Genomic DNA, 20638 nt, shown 5'->3' on the forward strand with positions numbered 1-20638 from the left:
CGTTCGTGCTGTATCTTACCGGATGTCTGTTGCCATTTCGAGAGCACCTGTGGCGATCGAAAAAAGGCCCAGCATGGGGGCCAGACCTTTGGAGAGTTCTATCGGATGCCACTCGAACAGTAGAGAAGGGTTAGGCCGCTTCCGCCTTCATCTTCCCAGCCTTTTCGATCGCCTCATCAATGTCACCGACCAGGTAGAATGCCTGCTCGGGCATGTCATCCAGCTCGCCAGACAGAATGCGATTGAATCCAGCAATCGTTTGTTCCAGAGTCACGTACTTACCGGGGGCACCGGTGAAGACCTCGGCCACAAAGAAGGGTTGAGATAAGAAACGTTCGATCTTGCGGGCGCGGGCCACCGTAATCTTGTCGTCTTCTGATAGTTCGTCCAGACCCAAAATGGCGATAATATCCTGCAGCTCCTTGTAGCGCTGCAGAGTCTCCTGCACTGCCCGAGCGCACTTGTAGTGCTCGGAACCCACGATCGACTCCTGCAACATGGTAGAAGCAGAGTCCAGAGGATCCACAGCCGGATAAATGCCCTTGGAAGCCAGAGCGCGAGACAGAACCGTAGTGGCATCTAGGTGAGCGAAGGTGGTGGCTGGAGCGGGGTCGGTCAAGTCATCAGCCGGAACGTAAACCGCTTGTACGGAAGTGATAGACCCATCTTTGGTGGAGGTGATGCGCTCTTGCAAGTCACCCACGTCGGTCCCCAAAGTGGGCTGATATCCCACAGCGGAGGGCATGCGACCCAGCAGAGCCGAGACCTCGGAACCCGCTTGGACGAAGCGGAAGATGTTGTCGATGAACAACAAGACATCCTGCTTGCTGATATCGCGGAAGTACTCAGCCATTGTCAGAGCCGTCAGACCGACGCGCATGCGAGCGCCGGGGGGTTCGTTCATCTGACCGTACACCAGTGCCACTTTATCCAGTACGCCAGACTCTTTCATTTCGTTGTAAAGGTCGTTGCCTTCGCGGGTGCGCTCGCCCACCCCAGAGAACACCGACAGGCCCGAGTGCTGCTGGGCAATGTTATTGATCAACTCCATGATCAAAACCGTTTTGCCGACGCCAGCACCGCCAAACAAACCCGTTTTGCCGCCTTTCTTGTAGGGAGCCAGCAGGTCCACAACCTTAATGCCAGTCTCGAAGATTTCTGGCTTGGTGGACAGTTCGGTGAACTTGGGAGCCTCGCGGTGGATGGGCATGGCTTCCTGATTCTCAACCGGACCCACCTCGTCTACGGGTTCGCCCAAGACGTTAAAGATGCGACCCAAGGTGGGGGGGCCCACCGGCACGGAGATGGGAGCGCCCGTATCGATGACTTCCATGCCGCGTACCAGACCGTCCGTAGAAGACATGGCCACCGCTCGGCAGCGGTTGTCCCCCAGCAGTTGCTGAACTTCAAACGTGACTTTTACCTCAATGCCGCTTTCATTGGTGGCTTCGACTTTGAGGGCGTTATAAATTTCGGGTAGTTTGCCGTTGGGATATTCGGCATCGATAACGGGGCCAATCACCTGAGTGACGTAGCCGATGTTGGTTGCAGTTGTTGTGACCATGCTCGCAATAAGCTCCTGGCAGCGATGTCTGTATCTATCGTCGAATGAAATCTAGAATTGAAGGAAATCTAGAATTGAAGGAAATCTAGAATTGAAGGAAATCTAGAATTGAAGGAAATCTAGAATTGAAGGAAATCTAGAATTGAATGAAGGGGTTGGCTTGAATTGAGTCGGCTTGAGGTTGCGATCGCGACACCGTCACTCGATGTGCGACGCTAAGCACTTTTGCTCACCATTTTCCGCTGACTAGGCTATCACTTGGCCGTGACCTCGGTAAACCGCGATCGCCCAGTCAGAGAGAGGCTGAAAAATTACCCTTGCCACTTGGCGGACATGTGCTCGGCTAAGTCTACAACGCGCTGGGAGTAGCCCCACTCGTTGTCGTACCAAGCCATCAGCTTGACCAAATCGCCATCGAGAACCGTGGTTAGGAGAGAGTCCACCACAGAGGAGCAATGGGCCCGACGGTAGTCGATCGAAACCAAGGGAACTTCCGAATAACCCAAAATACCGGCCAAACCATTCTCAGAGGCTTCTTTGAGGGCACCGTTCACTTCTTCGGCAATGACCTTCTGTTCGGTTTGAACGACCAGATCGACCAAGGAAACATTGGGGGTCGGAACGCGGACTGCCAAGCCCCCCAGCTTCCCCTTAAGCTCGGGCAGCACGAGTGCAACAGCGGTTGCTGCCCCAGTGGTGGTGGGCACAATGCTCAAGGCAGCGGCACGGGCGCGGCGCAGATCGCGGTGGGTGTTATCCAGCAGACGCTGGTCGCCCGTGTAGCTGTGGGTGGTGGTCATAATGCCCCGCACCACGCCGAATTTCTCCAGAATGACCTTAAGGATGGGGGCAAGGCAGTTGGTGGTGCAGCTCGCGTTGCTCACCACAATGTCTCCCACGGGATCGTAATCGTTTTGGTTGACCCCATAAACGTAGGTGGGAACGTCAGACCCCTTGGCAGGAGCAGTAATCATGACTTTCTTGGCACCGGCTTCGACGTGGCGGGCAGCGCCTTTGTAGTTGCGGAAGACGCCAGTGGCTTCGATTACCAGATCGATGCCCATTGCTTTCCAGGGCAGGTTGTTGGGGTTGCGATCGGAAACCACTGTGATGGCTTTGTCATCGAGGAGTAGCTTGCCATCTCGGGCTTCGACATTCACGCCCTCGAGAGGACCGAGGATAGAGTCGTATTTGAGCAGGTGAGCGCTGGTATTAGCATCCCCCGTATCGTTAATGGCAACGATATCGAGGCCGGAGTTTGCTCTCGTCAACCAGCATCGTAAGAAGTTACGACCGATGCGGCCAAATCCGTTAATGGCTACCTTAATCACTGACCCTTTCCTTGCGTTTTTACGAACAGGTGTTGCTGACTAGCACATCATATCGCAATCGTCACGACATCTATAGATTCAATTTAGATTCGAGCTGATTCTGATGTTGGATCTCAGAATCTATGATTTAGCTCCATGTTACTGAGTCTATACCCGAGTGACGATCGCCGACGCCTTTCATTCCTGCCGGACGTCAGTCGAGCAACGCCGGACGTCAGTCGAGCAACGCCGGACGTCAGTCGAACAACGAGGATCATTCTATTCTATTGCGATCGCGCTCCGAGCAAGCGTTTGGTGGGGTCCGTGCTGGCGATCGATCTCCAAGGGAGAGATGGGACGTAGAGAGGATATACTGAGTGGCGACTTATACAAAGCAGGCATCGCCGTTAGAGCCCCCTTTGCGAGCCTCTAGGTAAATCGCTTGCCCAGTTGAATCGGATCGCGAACGGTAATTTTTTTCTTGTGAATAGAAATATAGTTGTGTTTGCGCAAATCGCCCAATAACCGCGTAATGGTGACTCGCGTCGAGCCGATCGCCTCGGCAATTTCTTGGTGGGATAAACGCAAGTCGATGGTGACGCCATCGCTGCTGGGGAGGCCAAAGTCGCGGCAGAGAATGAGCAAGAAACTGACCAAGCGAGAGCCCATATCTCGATGGGCTAAGGTCTCGATCATCATCTCCGTTTCCAAAATCCGAGAAGACAAGCCTTTTAGCAGTAACATCGCCAATTCGGCATTATCTTCTAGCGCCTTTTGTACCTGCTCGATCGGCAGCGACTGTAACTCGACCGTCGTGAATGCCACTGAATGGTAAAAGCGATCGGAATGTTGTCCCGTCAGCAGGGAAAGCACCCCAAAAATACTATTTTCCCGCAATAGTGCTACCGTAATCTCTTCCCCCGATTCGTACACCCGCGAGAGCTTAACTGCCCCTTTCTGGAGAAAATAGACTCGTTCTGCCGGATCGCCCGGAAAGAAAATGGTCTTGCCGCGCTCGTAAGTGTCCACCATTGGCGGATACTGAGTGCCTGCCATTTCCTTAAAAACAGAGGATAGGGGTCTTTCAGGGGCTGCTACCGAATCCAATGGGATCATAATCTCTATCCTCAGTCAGGTGTATTAACTCTCAATGACGAATTGATTCTGTAGACCGATTGGTGCTCGATATTGGCTTTGGATAGAGATCTGTCGCATTCTATTTAATTGGCTGTCAATCCAGTTAAAACTCTAACGCGCTCAATTCGGCAGGTTAAGCTGGCCAATCTGCATGATGGAGCCTTAATTTTTTACATACACTAGAGGCTATCCGCCGTCAGGTTTTGTATCCTAGTGCACATTTTTCTCAAAGATAAACCGATAACAGCTCGATCGCCACCAATTGCCTGGACTCGGCAAGCCCATTTGGGTCAGAATTGCTGCTCGGGATAGAGTCCATAATTGTCTACACCCTTGCGAGTTTCATCGTTGATGTCTGTAATGACCGTCGAACCCGGCACGCTCTATTTGGTGGGAACGCCGATTGGCAATCGCGGCGATGTATCGGATCGCGCCTTACATATTTTGCGCGAGGTGGACTCGATTGCAGCAGAAGATACCCGTCATTCCGGTAGCTTGCTCAAATACTTTGGCATTTCCACCCCATTGCTGAGCTACCACCGCCACAACATTGCCCGCCGCACGCCAGAATTAGTCGCGAAGCTACAGGCGGGAGAGGCGATCGCCCTGGTGACAGATGCTGGCATGCCCGGTATCTCCGATCCGGGGGTGGAGTTGGTGCAAGCCTGTATTGCCGCTGGCATCGCGATCGTGCCCGTGCCCGGTCCCACCGCTCTGATTGTGGCGTTAGTGGCCTCGGGTTTGCCCGCACAGCGATTTGCATTTGAAGGGTTTCTCCCCACTGCGCGCAAGCAGCGGGACGCGATTCTGCAAGAGCTTGCGGAGGAGAGGCGCACGATAGTGTTGTATGAAGCCCCGCACCGCTTGACCCGCACGCTGAAGGATTTACTGGCCTATGTGGAGCCCGATCGCCCCATTGTGGTGGCCCGCGAATTAACGAAACGTTACGAGGAATTTTGGCGGGGAACGGTGGCGTCTGCGCTGGAACAGTTCGCCGAGCGATCGCCTCGGGGTGAGTTCACCTTAGTTTTGGCAGGCGCGCAGCCTAAGCCTGCGGATACGTCGGAATCTGCTTTGCGCGAGCAATTGCGGGAGTTGATAGGGCAGGGTCTATCGCGATCGCAGGCGAGCCGTCAGGTGGCCAAACAGACCGGCTGCGATCGGCGGGCTATATACCGGCTATCCCTCGCGCTAGAGGGGACCGAATCGGACAATCCCCCCGTGCAGTAGGATAAAAAGGCCCTTCGATCGGCTTGACAAAACCCTTTCCCCACAACCCTTTGACTCAGCTATGGATCTCACCTACCGCCCCCGCCGCCTGCGCCGCACTGCTGCCATCCGCGACATGGTGCAGGAAACTCAACTGTCTGTTAAAGATCTGATTTATCCCTTGTTTGTGATGGAAGGGGAAAACACCCGCGAAGAAGTTACCTCTATGCCGGGGTCTTATCGCTATACCCTCGATCTGCTCGTCAAAGAAGTGCAAGAGGCGCATCAGTTGGGCATTCGGGCGATCGCGCTCTTCCCTGCCGTACCCGAGGAGAAAAAAGATTCCTACGGCAGCGAAAGCTTCAATCCCGACGGCTTAATTCCTCAAGCGCTGAAAGCTATCAAAGCCGCTATCCCCAACATTACCCTCATCACTGACGTGGCCCTCGACCCCTACAACAGCGACGGTCATGACGGCATCGTTCGAGATGGCATCATTCTCAACGACGAAACTGTCGAGGTCTTGGTCGAGCAAGCACTGTGTCAAGCAGAAGCGGGGACCGATATTGTCGCCCCCTCCGACATGATGGACGGTCGGATTGGAGCATTGCGGGAAGCGCTGGACGAAAAGGGGTTTGAAGACGTTGCAATTCTGGCTTATTCGGCTAAGTATGCTTCTGCCTATTACGGTCCCTTCCGCGATGCCTTGGGTTCTGCTCCCAAGGCGGGCGATAAAAAGACCTACCAAATGGACCCTGCCAATGCTCGCGAGGCCATGCGCGAAATGGAGTTAGACGAGATGGAGGGGGCAGATATGGTGATGGTGAAGCCTGCGTTAGCTTATCTAGACATCATTTATCGCATCAAAGAATCTACCAATCTGCCAGTGGCGGCCTATAACGTCAGTGGTGAGTACGCCATGATTAAAGCTGCCGAGCAAATGGGCTGGATTGATGGCAAAAAGGTGATGTTGGAAACGCTGCTGAGTATGAAACGGGCGGGTGCCGATCTGATTTTGACGTATTTTGCCAAGGAAGTGGCGCTGTTGTTGCAGTAAGGTTCCGAGCTCTGAATTGCCCTCACCCCCGACCCCTCTCCCCTCGCGAAGCGTGGCGTCAGCCGTAATTCTGGGGGAAGGGGTTAGGGGATGGGGTCCAGTCCCTTGTCGAACCCACGTTGGGAGAATATCGGTATAAAACTTGAGAGCTTCTGTCAATTTATGAAGCGATCGAGCGACTCATTAAGCGCTGTGAAGTTTCGGAAAATCTTTGACACGATCGCGATAGGTATGCATTGACCTACTTACACTCAAAGTAGAAGTATCCTTATGGCATCATGGCTAGCCCCGAACGAGTTAAGGCATATGTTGCCTGTTGGTTGCAAATGGGTAAAGCCGTGGATATCGATCGCCGCGATCGCCTCCAACAGCTCAAGCCCCAATCGATCCTGAGCGCCGATGGATATAGTGCGGAATTCGAGCGTAACTGGCGATTTATGTACCGCAATGCCGGCCGGTGCTACTTGAGTGGCACAAATGAAAGTATTGAAGAGTTGCTGGCCAATCGCTGGGATATTGAAGCCTGCAGTCGCTGCGATCTGCTCGTGCCGCTGCCAGCGTCTGTCTCCGCCAGTGGCACTGGCCCCTGCCCCTGCGCCGATATTGACTCTTGGCCCGATCTGGACAGCCTGAAACCGCGGCTAGATACGGCAGAAATGCCCTTGCCCCCCACTTCTCTCCATCGCGTTCAGAAGCGACTGCAAGCCGTTGGCGCATAGTGCTGCCAGACTGGCGAGCGTTTTTGGCGATCGCGAGGAGATAAAAATAAAACTCAATTGGCCAAATCTTGGCTTGAAATGACAAGCGAATGCTTGTTTTAGGGATAAATTTGCAACAACGATCGGCTAAATTTCCAAATTCCGACCTCTCTCTGCCGCCAACTGTGGGTAATATGGCTAAGAATTAAGTTTCGATTATGGCCAATCCACCAGCCAATACGCTGCCCAACATTTTATTACCTTTGTTCTCGCACCCCTGCTCAATACTGTGGCAGGTTCTAATGTGCAGCCTGCCGCTGCTCGGTATTGCTACCCCTACTGTTGCCCAGACCGATCCTTCCTTAGAAGCTCTCCCCTTTCTCGATCCCACTCCCCCCGAGACCGAACCCGCACCGACCCAGCCGCTTCCCCCCCTCGAAGATCTCTTTCCCAACCTGCATCGAACCCCTTCTCCCCAATCGCCGTATCTACAGCCATCCCTCGAACAAAACCAGTTTGTGGTGAAGGAATTTCGGGTGGAGGGAAGCACTATCTTTAGTGCAGAAGACTTGGCAAAGGAGACTGAGCCGTTCACCAATCGCCCGATCGGCTTCAACGAACTTCTAGAAGTGCGCACCGCGATCTCCCAGCTCTACATTTCAACCGGATACCTAACCTCGGCAGCCTTTATCCCGCCCCAGACGCTTGCAGGTGGCGTGGTGGTGGTGGAGGTGGTTGAAGGCACCCTCGATGAGATTGAAGTATCGGGCACTAACCGTCTCAATCCCCGCTACGTTCGCAGTCGGCTGCAGTTGGCAGCAGATCCTCCCCTCAACGTCGATCGCCTACTCGAACGATTGCAACTACTACGCTTGGACAGTCGGATCGACAATCTCTCGGCAGAATTGTCTGCCGGTGCCCAACCGGGCTCCTCAGTGTTGGCGGTTAGCGTACAGGAAGCCAATACGGTCGCCGTTGACGTGCGGTTAGATAGCGGTCGTTCCCCCAGTGCGGGCGGTTTGCGGCGGGAAGGACGCCTGAGAGAAGATAATCTCTTCGGTCAGGGGGATAGCTTTGTGCTGCTCTTCGACAACACCGATGGCAGTAATGTCGTTCAAACCAGTTATACCTATCCCATTACTCCTCGCGGCAATACCGTCAGCTTGGCTTACGCCCGCAGTTGGAGCGAAATTATTGAAGAACCCTTCGACGTTCTCGAGGTTGAGGCAGTCTCCGATCGCATCGATCTGGCACTGACCCACCCCATCCTGCGCACCCCCCACCAAGAGCTGTCCTTACGTTTAGAGGGCACCTATCGAGCCAGCCAGATCGAGTTTCTAGATGGGTTGCCGTTTCCCAGTCGGGGTGCGGATGAAGACGGTCGCCTCGAGCTGGCAGTGGTGCGCTTCAGTCAGGATTGGTTGCTGCGCCAGCCCCGTCAAGCCATTGCTGCCCGATCGCAATTCAACTTTGGCATCGACGTGCAGGACGCACTTCCAGACGGCAGCGGCGTCGATGGGGACTTTTTTGTCTGGCGCGGACAGGCCCAATGGGCCAGACGGCTCGCCCCCCAATCGCTGGTTTTGCTGCGGGGGGACGTGCAGCTCGCCGATCGCCCCCTCGTGGGCTCCGAGCAATTTCGCTTGGGGGGTCTGGATACCGTGCGGGGATTCCGTCAGGATTTGCGCTTGACCGATAATGGGGCATTGCTGTCTGCTGAAGTGCGCCTGCCCATCTTTCAGGATGCCGATGGAGCGGGGGTTATCCAAGCAATCCCGTTTGTAGATCTGAGGGCGGGTTGGAATAATGGCGAGCTGGAGGCCCAATTTCCCAATGGCTTGGCTTCTGCCGGGTTGAGCCTCTCGTGGCAGTGGCAAGATCGTCTGTCAGCACGCATTAACTATGGGGTTCCCCTTGTGGATGTGGATACGCCAACTGATACGTTGCAAGATAGCGGCCTGTCATTTGCAGTGAGGCTCACCTTTTTCTGAAGTGTCGGCGTTTTTTTGAGGTCTCGGCCTTGGGGGACGATTGCACGGGAGGCATGGAAGCAATGATGGCAACAGGGTTGCGGGAGCTTGCCCTCACTGGCGGGCCAGTTGACTGAGGAGGCGATCGATGGCAAATGTCGGGAAGAGAATGCGGCGACGGTACTTTGGGGAATTGCTCGGTCTGTTGTTGGCTGCTGGGCTGAGTTGGCTGCTGGGCAGCAGCCACAGTTGGGCGGAGCCAACGTCGCCCTCTGGCAGCCACTGGCTGGCAGAGGCGGCGCAACAGCTCGAACTGGAGGGCCAAAGGCAGTTTGCCGAGGGACGAGAGGAAGCCGCCCTCGCCAGTTTGGCAGAGGCGATCGCCTCCTACCGGAGCAACGGCGATCGCATTGGAGAGGCGATCGCCAGCAGCAATTTAGCCTCTGTTTACGCCGAATTGGGCCGCTGGCAAGAGGCCAATCGCGCCATCAATGCCAGTCTGGATCTATTGGAGGGCGATCGCGCTCCGACCTCAGCGGACAGGGCGGTTGGGGAGCAGCAGGTGTTGGCTCAGGTGCTCGACACCAATGGCCGCCTGCTATTTCGTCAAGGTCGCCTAGAACCAGCCTTCGACAGTTGGGAGCGGGCGGCGGTACTGTTCGAGCACCTGCGGGACGAATCGGGAACCATTCGCGCCCGCATCAACGAGGCCCAAGCTCTACAGAGTCTGGGACTGTATCGGCGGGCCACCGCTATTCTCGAACGGGTGGTCGAGTCTTTGGAGGAGCGTCCTGACTCGGTGATGGTGGCGGTGGGCCTGCGCAGTTTGGGGGATGCCCTCGAAACTGCAGGGGATCTCGATTTGGCTCGCAAAGCCTTGAATGACAGTTTGAAGGTGGCCGAACGGCTGCAGGATGCCGAGGCGATCGCCGCCGCTCAGCTGAGTTTGGGCAATGCTGCCCGCGCTAGCAGAGAGTTCGATCGCGCCCTCGCCCTCTATCGCGAGGCGGCCAGCGGCAGCCCAAATAGCCGCACGCAACTTCAGGCCCTGCTCAATCAACTCAGCCTCTTGGTGGAGACGGAGCAGTGGCCGCTGGCTCTGCAAACATGGCCCGAGATCGGCGATCGCCTCGATGCCATGCCGGTTTCTCGAACGGCGATCTACGATCGCATCAATCTCGCCCGCAGCCTAGAACAATTACACCGCCATCAGGTGGACGGAGCACCCGACTTAGCGGCGATCGCGGCGATGACGGCCTTAGCCCGCCAACAAGCCCGAGAGATTGACGATCCGCGAGCCGAGTCCCACGCCTTGGGGCAGTTGGGGGAATGGTACGAACGCACGCAGCAATGGCCCCAAGCCACTGCTGCCACCCAAACGGCGCTAGAGCTGGCCCAAGCCCACCGCGACGCCGACATTGCTTACCGCTGGCAGTGGCAACTGGGCCGCATTCAAGTCGAAAACGGTCAACTGGCCCAGGCCGTGCGGTCTTATCGAGCGGCCCTCGGCACTTTACAAGAGCTGCGCGGAGATTTGGCAGCCATCAACCCTGAAATTCAACACGCCTTCCGCGATCGGATTGAGCCCATCCACCGCGAATTTGTCCAGTTGCTGCTTCGGGAAGAGGCTGAGGACTTAGGTATCGACGACCCTCTGGAGGTGGCCCGCCAAACGATTGAGTCATTACAGGTGGCCGAGCTGGATAACTTCTTTCGAGCGGCCTGCGTCGATACAGAGCCGATTGAGATCGACACGATTGACGAGCACTCGGCCATCATCTACCCGATCGTGTTGCCCCGAGAACTGGCGATCGTCCTGCGGTTGCCGGGACAACCCTTACAACTGTTTCACTCCCGAGCCAATAGCGCTCAGATCGATCGCCTCGTGGACTTGGCTCGCTTGGCTTACGGCCAGCGCAACAGCCCCCGCCACATGCCCCTCTCGCAACTGATGTACGACTGGATCGTGCGACCGATTGAAGGGGCGCTTTCCGAGAGTGAAGTGGATACTCTCGTTTTCGTGCCCGATGGCGTACTGCGGAATTTGCCGATGGGAGCCATGCACGATGGCGAACGCTATTTACTCGAACGCTATGCGATCGCCCTCAGCCCCGGCTTGCAGTTATTGCCCCCCGAAGCTCCCGACTCTACCCAAGTGAATGTCTTAATTGCCGGATTATCCCAACCGACGCAGGGATTTTCGGGCTTGCCCCACGTGACCTCCGAGGTGGACTCCATTGCCCTCCAAATCCCGGCCAGCCGGTTGCAAGATGAGGATTTCACCGCCAACCAATTTAAAAAATCTGCAGGCACGGAGTCCTACCCGATCGTCCATATTGCCACCCACGGCCAATTCAGCTCCCAGCTCGATCGCACCTTCTTGCTCACGTGGGACGACAAAATCGATATCAACCAACTGCGCAGCCTGATTTTTGCCAGTGACTTCACCCGCAGCCGCCCGATCGATCTGTTGGTGTTGAGTGCCTGTCAAACCGCCACTGGCGATCGGCGCGCGGCCCTGGGCCTAGCGGGAATTGCCACCCGCGCTGGAGCTCGCAGCACCCTGGCCACCTTCTGGCAGGTCAACGACGAATCCACCGCCACCATCATGGAAGGCTTCTATCGCAATCTCAAAACTGGCGAGATGACGAAGGCCGAAGCGCTGCGCCAAGCCCAGATTTCCTTCCTGGCCGAGGCAGATCGGCGGCACCAACACCCGTTTTTTTGGGCTGCCTTCAGTTTGATTGGCAATTGGCTGTAGGAGGAGGCCATTCGCTAATTGTCAGAGGCGTCGGCATCTGCAGCAGCAGTCTGCGGGTAGTCTGACAAAACACCGGCCTCGGCGATCGCCTTGGGATACAGCCCCAAAAACAGCACCCACCAAGCCGCCACAGGCAGCGCCACCAGCCCTGTAACCCAAAGGCGGTGGAACAGTAACCCACTGCCTGCCACGATCGCCACCCCGGTCAGCACAATACTCCAAGGCTGACACCACCAGGGTTTGTAGTTCCAAACGCTAGCTCGATGTTTTGAAGAGGTCGTGTCATTTGCAGAGGTCATATCAAGCGCGAGTCACTGCCCCCGATCGTGCCTCAGAACTGGAGATTTGTCTCGAATCAGAGCGCAGGACTGGCCAAATTCAGCTCGAACGGCTCGCCAACCTTGGGGGCGATCGCCTGGGTGGATATCCCCAACTCTCGAATTCGATCCTGCAGTTCCGCCAAACTGCCCTTCAAACTCAGAACAGAAGTTAAAAGCCCGCTAAACTCGATGCCATCATTGCCGTGGGTGCTTTGTAGGAAGTATTGCGGCCGCAACATTTTCACTAACTCTAGAGAGCTGTCTTTCCCTCGAATAAAGGCTCCCACCACTGGAATTTCAATGTTTGCCACCGGACCGATCGCGACATCGACGGGGGCATGTTGCTGCAAGCTGTCGGCATGAAAGCCGTGGGGCTCGTAGTACAGCTTAGTCCCGCTGTCTTTGAGGGCGAGCAGATAGCCATTCTCCGGTTTGATGCCGGTTAGCGCTCCTTCCGTGGCCAAGATATCGATCCGATCGGCCAGGGTAAACTGCTCGCCAATGTCGAGGGCAGTCACATCGCTATATCCCAATTCCCGCGCCAGCTTGGCCGCTTTGGGAGAGCCGACGACAGGGATGGCGCGATCGAATTGCTTCAGCGTGGGGGGATGGGCGTGGTCGGGCAATCCCTGCGAGAGCAAAATCAAATCGAGGTTCTGCGGCAGCGGCAGCGAGTCTGCTGCGCGGATGGCGCGAAAGAACCAAGAGATGCCCCCAAATTCCAATGGCCCCACCAACCACGGATCGATCGCAATCCGCTGGCCCGCCACTTCCAGTAGCCAAGAGTTTGAACCGTACCAAGTCAATCGCATTCGCTGCAGCCCTCTTCAATCTAAAACTGAATACTGGATTATTACAAATTGTAACCTCTACCCAGGGGAGGCAGTCTGAGCTGGGCTCGATTGCGCTCTTCCCGCAAGCTGGAGAGATGAAGCTACAGCTTAAAAATCAATTACCAGAAAAGATCGGCTTTCCCTACTGTTGGGTTGCGCGCGAAACCCGTAAACTGAACGAAGTAGCAACAAAACTTTACGTTGCTGGGTCCCCAACTTCAACGGTGAGATGGAGCGCAGTCTGACTTTGGGAATACTCCCTCAATCGCAGCCTTGCATCCCACCGAAATCAATCTCGATCGCCGAGTCACCCCTATCCTCTCAGCGATCGCGGTGAGTTCTAAGAGAGCAAACTAATGTTTGAACGATTTTCCAGTAGTGCGATCGCCACGATCGTCGCCGCCCAAGAAGAAGCTCGCCGTCAGGGTCAAGCCTTTGTGGGTACCGAACAACTCCTGTTGGGAGTTCTAGTGACTGGCTCCACCAAAGCATCTGCCGCCCTAGAAGCTGCCGGCATTACCTTAGCCGATGCCCGCAGGCATATTGAAACAATGTTAGGCAGCGGCTCCTCCTTTGCCCCCGCCGAGATCCCCATTACCCCCAAAGCCAAGCAGGCTTTAGAAGAAGCCCTGCGCCAATCTCGCCAATTGGGGCAAAACCAAGTCAATGCCGAGCACCTGCTACTGGGGTTGCTCGCGGCTGAAGATAGCGTCGCCGTCAACACGATTATCAGCTTGGGGGGAAATCCCGAACAGTTACGCAGCCAGATGCTGCAGAGTTTGGAGGATCTGACCGCTGTCCCGGCTGGCACGATCGAATGGCGGGGGGACAGCCGTTCTCCTTCTAACAATTCGCAAGGGGCTCTGGCCGAGTACGGCACCGATCTGACAGAACTGGCGGCAGCCGGTCAATTGGACCCGACGATTGGCCGCGATACCGAGCTCGATCGCGTCATGCAGATCTTGGGTCGCCGCACCAAAAACAATCCGGTTTTAGTCGGGGAACCGGGCGTGGGCAAAACCGCGATCGCCGAAGGTTTAGCTCAGCGTATTGCCAACCTGGACGTGCCCGAAGCGCTATTGGAAAAGCGCGTCATCAGCCTCGATTTGGGCTTGCTGCTGGCCGGAACTCGCTTCCGGGGCGAGTTTGAAGAGCGCTTGCATCAGGTCATAGATGAAGTGCGTTCGGCTGGCAACGTCATTCTCGTCATCGACGAAGTCCATACCCTCGTGGGAGCGGGGGGTTTGGATGGCGGTTTGGATGCCTCCAATATGCTCAAGCCCGCCCTCGCTCGCGGCGAACTGCAGTGCATCGGAGCCACCACGCTGAATGAGTATCGCCAGCACATCGAAGCGGATGCGGCGTTAGAGCGGCGCTTCCAGATGGTGTTGGTGGGGGAACCCACTTTAGAGCAGGCGTTAGCCATTTTGCAGGGGGTACGCGATCGCTACGAGCGCCACCACAAACTGACCGTTTCTGACGAAGCCTCGATCGCTGCCGTCCGCCTTTCCCATCGCTACATTCAAGATCGACAACTGCCGGATAAGGCGATCGACCTGATTGACGAGGCCGGATCTCGCGTGCGCCTGCGCCATGCTCTCGCCAGTACCGACAAGGCCCTGCGGGACGAACTGCGTCAAGTGCAGCGGGATAAAGAGGCCGCCATTTCTGCTCAAGAATTCGATACGGCGGCCAAGCTGCGCGAGCGCGAGCTGGCCTTGCTGGCCCAACTCAATGGCGAGAGAAACGCCAGCCTCCAGCCAGTGGTCGAGGCCGAAGATATCGCCGATGTAGTGTCCGCCTGGACGAACATCCCCGTCAATCAGTTGACCGAAGCGGAATCAATTCGCTTGCTGGATTTAGAAGGGGTGCTGCACGAGCGCATCGTCGGTCAAGCTGATGCAGTGAAAGCGATCGCGAAAGCAATGCGGCGATCGCGAGCCGGTTTAGGCAGTCCCGACCGCCCGATCGCCAGTTTCCTCTTCGCCGGACCCACGGGGGTGGGTAAGACCGAATTAGCCAAGGCTTTAGCTGATGCGGTATTTGGCTCGGAGGAGGCTATGGTGCGGTTGGATATGTCCGAATATATGGAGCGCCACACCGTTTCCAAGCTGATTGGTTCCCCTCCCGGCTTTGTGGGCTACGAAGAGGGCGGACAGCTAACTGAGGCCGTGCGCCGTCGCCCCTATACCGTGATTCTGTTAGACGAGGTAGAAAAAGCGCATCCCGACGCCTTCAACCTGCTGTTGCAAGTGCTGGAAGACGGTCGCCTCACGGATGCCAAAGGGCGGACGGTCAGCTTTAAAAACACTCTAGTCATTGCCACCTCCAATCTGGGGGCTCGCTCCATCGAGTCGGGCGGCGGCGGCTTTGGTTTCGAGTTCGACGAGGATGCGGGCGAGGCGGCCTATCGACGAATTCGCGATCGCGTCACAGAGGAGATGAAACAGGTTTTCCGACCGGAATTTCTCAACCGCTTGGACGATATTGTTATCTTCCGCCAGCTCGAACGGGCAGAGGTGCGGCAAATCGCCGATCTGATGCTGCGGCAAGTGCAGGAGCGCTTGCGCGATCGCCGGATCGCACTGGAGGTCACTGCCGCTTTTGCAGAGAAGCTCGCCACCGAGGGCTACGACCCCAGCTACGGTGCCCGTCCGCTCCGTCGAGCCATTTCGCGCCTGGTGGAAGATCGACTGGCCGAAGCGATTCTGTCCGGTCAGATTGGAGCGGGGGACACTGCCGTTCTGGATGTGGATGAGGGCGGGCAGGTTGTGGCTAGTGCCAAGCAAGTTCCTGCATTAGTGGGCGTGGCTTGAGGGCGATCGCCTGAGTCTGGCGACACCCCGATTGGCCAGCAATTTCTGACTGCAGTTCTACAGAGCTCGGAACGCAAGTTTCCGGGCTCATTATCTGACTAAACTCTCAACATCATTTTGAGAAGCAGTATTGTGAATATATCTCCGAAAATATATTTATACGTTGTTTTGTATTGCAAGAACAAAATCAATGGCAGAATTGATAACCTGGCATCAGAATTTGCTTTGCTTGCGCCGATAAGCCAATTGATGTAACACGTTATCGAGCCTGCTATTCCATTGATGAGATTTTTTAACCTGTTATAACTGCTTGCTTGTCTGCGCCTTCCTCGCTTTGCTACATACCCCAAAGTTTGAGAGGACATCAGATGTCTGTTGATTCAACCATCGTTCGTGCGGCTATTTATCCATCGATTGGGATTGCTCGGGTGGGTAACAGTAAAAATGAATATTTTATTGGTCCAGAAATTTCTTGGCCCGATCGTCAACCTATCGGGTTTTACAAAGATACAACGGGTGCATTAAAGCGACAGGCAGCCCGCTTTCGAATTTATGGACTAAATGCCGACGATCGGGTTGTGCGGGAATTGACTGCTGATGAGGCCAACATCACTTGGACCGTTCATGTCGCCAATAAAAAATCTGCTTGGTATGAATTTGAAGAAGCGCTAGATTTACCCACCACAGCACCAGCCAATCGACGCAACGCCAATTTTACCGAGGAGAAAAGAGAGCAGCTAGCGATCGATCCCGGTCCCATTTCAATTTCTGGCAAGCAAAAATCGGGTATTGAGTATCGCTTTGATAACGGTACGTTCTTAGGAGAAGAAGTTTATCTGGGAGAACTACAAACGGATGAAGTAGGCCGCCTCATTTTCTTAGGGGGGCATGGACTTTCTAAAACACCCTTTCCAAACAATCCGCCCACGACCTTTGCCAATAACAATGGCTGGCATGACGACACATCTGACGGCCCCGTAACAGCAGAAGTCTTGTATAACAATCAATCACTGCCCGTCGATCCAGCCTGGGTTGTCACTGCTCCCCCCAACTATGCCCCGGACATCATCTCAGTCATCACAATGTGGGATGTCATGGAGGATACGTTCCAGACCGCATTTTTCCTCCCCAAAGCTAAGCCATCCTTTATGCAGGATATTTACCCATTGCTGCAGCAGTTCAGCATGTGTCAGTGGGTGAACTTTGGCTTTTATGTGGGATTTGGCTACAACCAAGCCTATGACTTCGAAAATAAAGATTACATTGCTAAGCTGGCCAATCCAGATCCGGTCTATCGAGAATATCGCCGTCAAATTTTCAACTATTTCCGTCCCCCCAATCCCAAAACGATCGACTCCGAAGCTTGGCCCTGGATGTATGGAGACCGCGTCTCAATCCCGGCTGATAACCCCGATGCATTTCTGTCGGTCACGCCAACGCTCTACCGGTACCTACAGCTTTGGCTGCAGGGGGACTATATCAATGATTGGGAGCCCGATTTTGTTCCCCCCAACTCGATTGACGAGATTGTCGAGCCCGCTCGACAAGCGGAGGCAATCGACAAAGCTTCGCTGTGGTTCTGCTTGGGCGGCCCCTTCCACCCTGGCTGCGAACTGACCTGGCCAATGCGCAACACCTCACTCTATTCCAGCCCCTTCCGCATTCGCCATCGATCGCCCAACGATCCCGAACCCGACTACGGCAACACCCTCACGCACGCAGCAGTCATGAGTTCCGACGGACCGCTCTACGCCCAATCTGCAGGGGATTTGACCCGCTGGATGGCAGTACCCTGGCAAACCGATACCGCCAGTTGTCGGGCGGGATACGACAAGAAGTACGATCCCTGGTTGCCCACGTTCTGGCCTGCCCGCGTGCCCAATCATGTCTTGACCCAGAAGTGCTACAACACTGTGATGGATCGAAATGCCTCGCGTGAGAAGCGGCTGGAGGCGTTCAATCACCGTGCCTCTTGGTACCGCCTCTTGGGTGAAGGCTATCTCAAGCAGGTGGCCAATGCGATCGATCTGTTCGGCGATCTGGGGGTGGTAGAACGTCGCGATGGCATTCCCAAAGATCCCGATTTTCCTGCAGTTATGTATGTTGAATCGGAACCCGGCGCACCCGGTGGCGACGCTGCAGAGGAGAAAGCCCAGGGTCTGAAAACCGACAAGAGCGCGGTGGATGATATTCCTGACAATTGCGGCATTTACGTCGGTCCAGTCGAGAAGGTAACCCGTAAAAAGTAGCCGTTCGGAGGCCACTGGATGAACGTTGAAGTCGCCATCATCGGTGGAGGACCGGCAGGGGCAGCGGCGGCACAGATTCTGGCATCTGCTGGCTGCAAAACGCTGCTAGTGGATGCTGCGAGTCCCAAACGCTTCAAAATTGGCGAAAGTTTGCTGCCTGCGGCACAGCGGCTGCTGGAGGATTTGGGGGCGGGCGATCGCTTCTTAGCGGACAAGCATTTGCCCTGCTATGGCTATGCCTCGGCTTGGGGGTCGGCGGAGATCTACAGTACGGACTTTATCCGCTCGCCCCACGGTTATGGCTGGCATTTGGATCGCGCTCGCTTCGATGCGTCCTTGCGAGAGGCAGCAGCTGATGCTGGTGCAGTCTGCCAGTTTCAGATGGCTTTATCTCAATGCAATCGCGTCAACGGAAGCTGGAAATTGCGCTTGACGGGTTCGGGAACAGGCGACACCATTACAGCGGAGTGGGTGTTTGACTGTACGGGCCGCAGCCGCAAAGTCGCACGCAGTTTGGGGGTCGAGGCACAGGATGGCGATCGCCTACGGGCGTTCTACGCACAGTTCCAGCCGATGCAGGGGAGGCCAGATCGGGATGCGTTGAGTTCGATCGAGTCGGTACCGGAAGGATGGTGGTACACCGCAAAGCTACCGGGCGATCGCCGCATCGTGGCGTTCTTTACGGACGCAGATTCGGATTGTGCGAGTGCAGCACGAACTGAGGCGGGGTTTCTGCAACTGTGCGATCGCACCATCCATCTCAAGCAGAAGTTGGCGGAGTTCGAATATGCGATCGCCACTAAGCCCCAAGGCACAGAGGCTGGCAGTTCTCGGCTGCAGTGCTTCCACGGCGAAGGCTGGATGGCGGTAGGAGATGCGGCCATGTCGTTCGATCCGCTGTCGTCACAGGGGATTTATACGGCTATGTATGGTGGAGTGAAAGCGGCGAGAGCATGGTTGGCTTGGCAAGGGGGCGATCGCGCTGCCTTAGACCATTACGATGCCGCGCTTTCAGAAGTTTATCGACAGTACCTTCGCCATCGCTTGCACTACTACCAAATGGAACAACGTTGGCAAGCTAGCGCGTTTTGGGCTCGGAAGATGGCGGCAACGGGTTCTGTTGCCAATACGGTGTTGTAAACGGCGACTCTGAAGGTTCTCTCATAGAGAAGGAGAGCAGGAAATCTAGGAAGCAATTTCCCCAATTTTTCCGCTCTCCAAGCATAGGAAAACTCTGTTAGCTGGGCATGGTTTGTAATTGGAGTCGTTAGTTCTGACAAGGACTCCTTAGCCTTCCAGCTACCGAGTGACTCGAAATGGAAGCTAGCTACCACGCTGCTTGACTATATCGTCAAAAATATGACTCAATCGGGTGCTCGCAGTTTCGTTAGGAGTGTAGTTATGGCAGGCAAAGCAGTTGACCCCATTATCTGTACTGGCCTGAATAGTAGAGTTGTTAATCGTTAAGGTTCCTTGAAAAGTTGTCTCCATAGTCGGGTTGGCAAGTTGCAATCCACCGCGTTGGTTGTCACTAGAAGCAGGCTGAGATGGATCGCTGACCCACAGCCCGCCAATGTTGAAGTAGTTTGCCATAACGGCCATCGGATCGCTGGCTGGAAGGCTGCTCAAAATCCCGTTAGGGCCAACCAGCTGTTCGTTCAAGGCATCAACATCGATGATGTTCTCCTCACCTTTGCTATCGCCCGGTGCTGTGCCTTCAGGAAAAATCCGACAGATCTCGCTGGGAGTCATGTCGGTTAGACTCATTGCGGGCTGCGCCTGATTGTACTGACAGGCATCAAAACAACTTGAGTCGGGATTGGCCAGACAGTTACTGCAAGACTCAGATAAAAACGACCAATTATCCGCAGGGGGTGCAGCTGGGTTCAGGCAATTGGGCGCGTTGCTTTTATGCTCGTAGCTGGTCCACACCAGTTCGGGATGTTCTGGAGTACCGCGCACCAAATGATAGCCAACCATACCTAATGTTTCTTTAATGGGCTCGCCATCTTCTGGAATCACATCTGCATCAATCCAAATGTAATCAGCTTTCTCCGAGGCATCGATGACCTTCCAAGACGTTTTAATCTCAGTGGTATCGGTCGGCAAATTACCGCTGTCTGGTGCCGTACAGAGATCGCGTCCAAAGGCAATACTATAAAATACGACGTTGCCATTTTGGTCGTATATCGTTGCCCCGCCCCCTGCCTGACCGATGCGCTCGGGCAAAATGAACTCAGCGGCATCATCCGGATCTTTAACCATTCTGAGGAAGAAGACCGGCTCGGTAGAAGAGCTGCTGCAAGAGTCTTCGTCGATTTGCAAAATGGGATAATTTTGCGTGACTTGAAAATTACGCAAACTCGGATCGCTGCCAGAAGGCGACATCAAATAAAGAAACCACTGCCAGGAGAATTGATAAAACTGGCAAAAGTTTTGACCGCCACCGGGAATTTCGCTGGGTGGGTTGGGCTGAGTCACCCAATCTGCGCTCGCCATGCATGTAGATGGGGTAGATGCTGCTTGCAGTATTTCTGTATTCGGAGTGGATGCCAGCCGATTGCTTTGACAGGCCGTCAAAAAACAGAGAGAAAAAACACATGCAAAACAGATCGAGAAGAACCGAAATTTCTGTAAGAGCTTCATATTAAATCGAGTATCCGCATAGAGTTAATAGCTAAGCAACTTAGGTACGATTGGGATCTCCTCAGCAG

15 protein-coding genes are annotated in these 20638 nt (G+C 55.2%); 9 read left to right on the plus strand and 6 right to left on the minus strand.

The features are described 5' to 3' along the window. Positions 1–130 precede the first annotated feature (130 nt). The gene (atpD, locus tag SYN7336_RS18925) at positions 131–1564 is read right to left on the minus strand and encodes a F0F1 ATP synthase subunit beta (RefSeq protein ID WP_017327506.1); all 1434 of its coding nucleotides are present in this window, start codon (positions 1562–1564) and stop codon (positions 131–133) included. A 311-nt stretch (positions 1565–1875) separates the two neighbouring features. Further along, a complete protein-coding gene (gene gap / locus SYN7336_RS18930) occupies positions 1876–2895 on the minus strand; it encodes a type I glyceraldehyde-3-phosphate dehydrogenase (protein WP_017327507.1) in 1020 nt (339 codons plus the stop codon). Positions 2896–3030: 135 nt separating this feature from the next. Here gap and SYN7336_RS31205 point away from each other — a divergent pair, with 135 nt between their 5' ends. Beyond that, a complete protein-coding gene (locus SYN7336_RS31205) occupies positions 3031–3237 on the plus strand; it encodes a hypothetical protein (protein ID WP_156820228.1) in 207 nt (68 codons plus the stop codon). A 66-nt stretch (positions 3238–3303) separates the two neighbouring features. Here the strand turns inward: SYN7336_RS31205 and ntcA are convergent, their stop codons facing one another. Continuing rightward, positions 3304–3990, minus strand: coding sequence for a global nitrogen regulator NtcA (gene ntcA, locus SYN7336_RS18935; RefSeq protein ID WP_017327508.1), 687 nt, complete (start codon positions 3988–3990; stop codon positions 3304–3306). 381 nt (positions 3991–4371) lie between these two features. Here ntcA and rsmI point away from each other — a divergent pair, with 381 nt between their 5' ends. The 5 genes from rsmI to SYN7336_RS18960 all read left to right on the plus strand — a co-directional run bounded on the left by rsmI (position 4372) and on the right by SYN7336_RS18960 (position 11706). Then, a complete protein-coding gene (gene rsmI / locus SYN7336_RS18940) occupies positions 4372–5241 on the plus strand; it encodes a 16S rRNA (cytidine(1402)-2'-O)-methyltransferase (protein ID WP_017327509.1) in 870 nt (289 codons plus the stop codon). Between the two features lie 61 nt (positions 5242–5302). Continuing rightward, a complete protein-coding gene (hemB, locus tag SYN7336_RS18945; RefSeq protein ID WP_017327510.1) occupies positions 5303–6277 on the plus strand; it encodes a porphobilinogen synthase in 975 nt (324 codons plus the stop codon). Positions 6278–6555: 278 nt separating this feature from the next. Beyond that, the gene (locus SYN7336_RS26755) at positions 6556–6996 is read left to right on the plus strand and encodes a hypothetical protein (protein ID WP_156820229.1); all 441 of its coding nucleotides are present in this window, start codon (positions 6556–6558) and stop codon (positions 6994–6996) included. Positions 6997–7277: 281 nt separating this feature from the next. Then, entirely contained in the window at positions 7278–8966 is a 1689-nt protein-coding gene (locus SYN7336_RS18955) for a ShlB/FhaC/HecB family hemolysin secretion/activation protein (protein WP_017327512.1), read from the plus strand. A 127-nt stretch (positions 8967–9093) separates the two neighbouring features. Further along, a complete protein-coding gene (locus SYN7336_RS18960; RefSeq protein WP_083885817.1) occupies positions 9094–11706 on the plus strand; it encodes a CHAT domain-containing protein in 2613 nt (870 codons plus the stop codon). A 14-nt stretch (positions 11707–11720) separates the two neighbouring features. On the opposite strand, the gene SYN7336_RS18965 is transcribed toward SYN7336_RS18960, so the two are convergent. After that, positions 11721–12005, minus strand: a complete 285-nt coding sequence (locus SYN7336_RS18965) for a DUF6737 family protein (RefSeq protein ID WP_017327514.1) — start codon at positions 12003–12005, stop codon at positions 11721–11723. Between the two features lie 56 nt (positions 12006–12061). Next, a complete protein-coding gene (locus tag SYN7336_RS18970; protein ID WP_026101150.1) occupies positions 12062–12838 on the minus strand; it encodes an MBL fold metallo-hydrolase in 777 nt (258 codons plus the stop codon). Positions 12839–13215: 377 nt separating this feature from the next. Here SYN7336_RS18970 and SYN7336_RS18975 point away from each other — a divergent pair, with 377 nt between their 5' ends. The 3 genes from SYN7336_RS18975 (at position 13216) to SYN7336_RS26760 (ending at position 19064) form a co-directional block, all read left to right on the plus strand. Continuing rightward, a complete protein-coding gene (locus tag SYN7336_RS18975) occupies positions 13216–15675 on the plus strand; it encodes an ATP-dependent Clp protease ATP-binding subunit (RefSeq protein WP_017327517.1) in 2460 nt (819 codons plus the stop codon). Between the two features lie 368 nt (positions 15676–16043). Then, positions 16044–17924, plus strand: a complete 1881-nt coding sequence (locus SYN7336_RS18980; RefSeq protein WP_017327518.1) for a LodA/GoxA family CTQ-dependent oxidase — start codon at positions 16044–16046, stop codon at positions 17922–17924. A gap of 18 nt (positions 17925–17942) precedes the next feature. After that, entirely contained in the window at positions 17943–19064 is a 1122-nt protein-coding gene (locus SYN7336_RS26760) for a tryptophan 7-halogenase (RefSeq protein ID WP_017327519.1), read from the plus strand. A gap of 183 nt (positions 19065–19247) precedes the next feature. Here SYN7336_RS26760 and SYN7336_RS18990 read toward each other — a convergent pair whose 3' ends face one another. Further along, entirely contained in the window at positions 19248–20249 is a 1002-nt protein-coding gene (locus tag SYN7336_RS18990) for a hypothetical protein (RefSeq protein ID WP_156820230.1), read from the minus strand. Between the last annotated feature and the right edge of the window lie 389 nt (positions 20250–20638).

It is taken from the genome of Synechococcus sp. PCC 7336 (assembly GCF_000332275.1).
In the GTDB taxonomy this organism is placed as follows: Bacteria; Cyanobacteriota; Cyanobacteriia; order Thermostichales; family PCC-7336; genus PCC-7336.

Excerpts from the sequence above, each read along its gene's own strand:
- atpD (WP_017327506.1), bottom strand. The coding sequence starts at position 1,564 with ATGGTCACAACAACTGCAACCAACATCGGCTACGTCACTCAGGTGATT.
- SYN7336_RS31205 (WP_156820228.1), top strand. The coding sequence starts at position 3,031 with ATGTTACTGAGTCTATACCCGAGTGACGATCGCCGACGCCTTTCATTC.
- ntcA (WP_017327508.1), bottom strand. The coding sequence starts at position 3,990 with ATGATCCCATTGGATTCGGTAGCAGCCCCTGAAAGACCCCTATCCTCT.
- rsmI (WP_017327509.1), top strand. The coding sequence starts at position 4,372 with ATGACCGTCGAACCCGGCACGCTCTATTTGGTGGGAACGCCGATTGGC.
- hemB (WP_017327510.1), top strand. The coding sequence starts at position 5,303 with ATGGATCTCACCTACCGCCCCCGCCGCCTGCGCCGCACTGCTGCCATC.
- SYN7336_RS26755 (WP_156820229.1), top strand. The coding sequence starts at position 6,556 with ATGGCTAGCCCCGAACGAGTTAAGGCATATGTTGCCTGTTGGTTGCAA.
- SYN7336_RS18955 (WP_017327512.1), top strand. The coding sequence starts at position 7,278 with ATGTGCAGCCTGCCGCTGCTCGGTATTGCTACCCCTACTGTTGCCCAG.
- SYN7336_RS18960 (WP_083885817.1), top strand. The coding sequence starts at position 9,094 with ATGGCAAATGTCGGGAAGAGAATGCGGCGACGGTACTTTGGGGAATTG.
- SYN7336_RS18965 (WP_017327514.1), bottom strand. The coding sequence starts at position 12,005 with ATGACCTCTGCAAATGACACGACCTCTTCAAAACATCGAGCTAGCGTT.
- SYN7336_RS18970 (WP_026101150.1), bottom strand. The coding sequence starts at position 12,838 with ATGCGATTGACTTGGTACGGTTCAAACTCTTGGCTACTGGAAGTGGCG.
- SYN7336_RS18975 (WP_017327517.1), top strand. The coding sequence starts at position 13,216 with ATGTTTGAACGATTTTCCAGTAGTGCGATCGCCACGATCGTCGCCGCC.
- SYN7336_RS18980 (WP_017327518.1), top strand. The coding sequence starts at position 16,044 with ATGTCTGTTGATTCAACCATCGTTCGTGCGGCTATTTATCCATCGATT.
- SYN7336_RS26760 (WP_017327519.1), top strand. The coding sequence starts at position 17,943 with ATGAACGTTGAAGTCGCCATCATCGGTGGAGGACCGGCAGGGGCAGCG.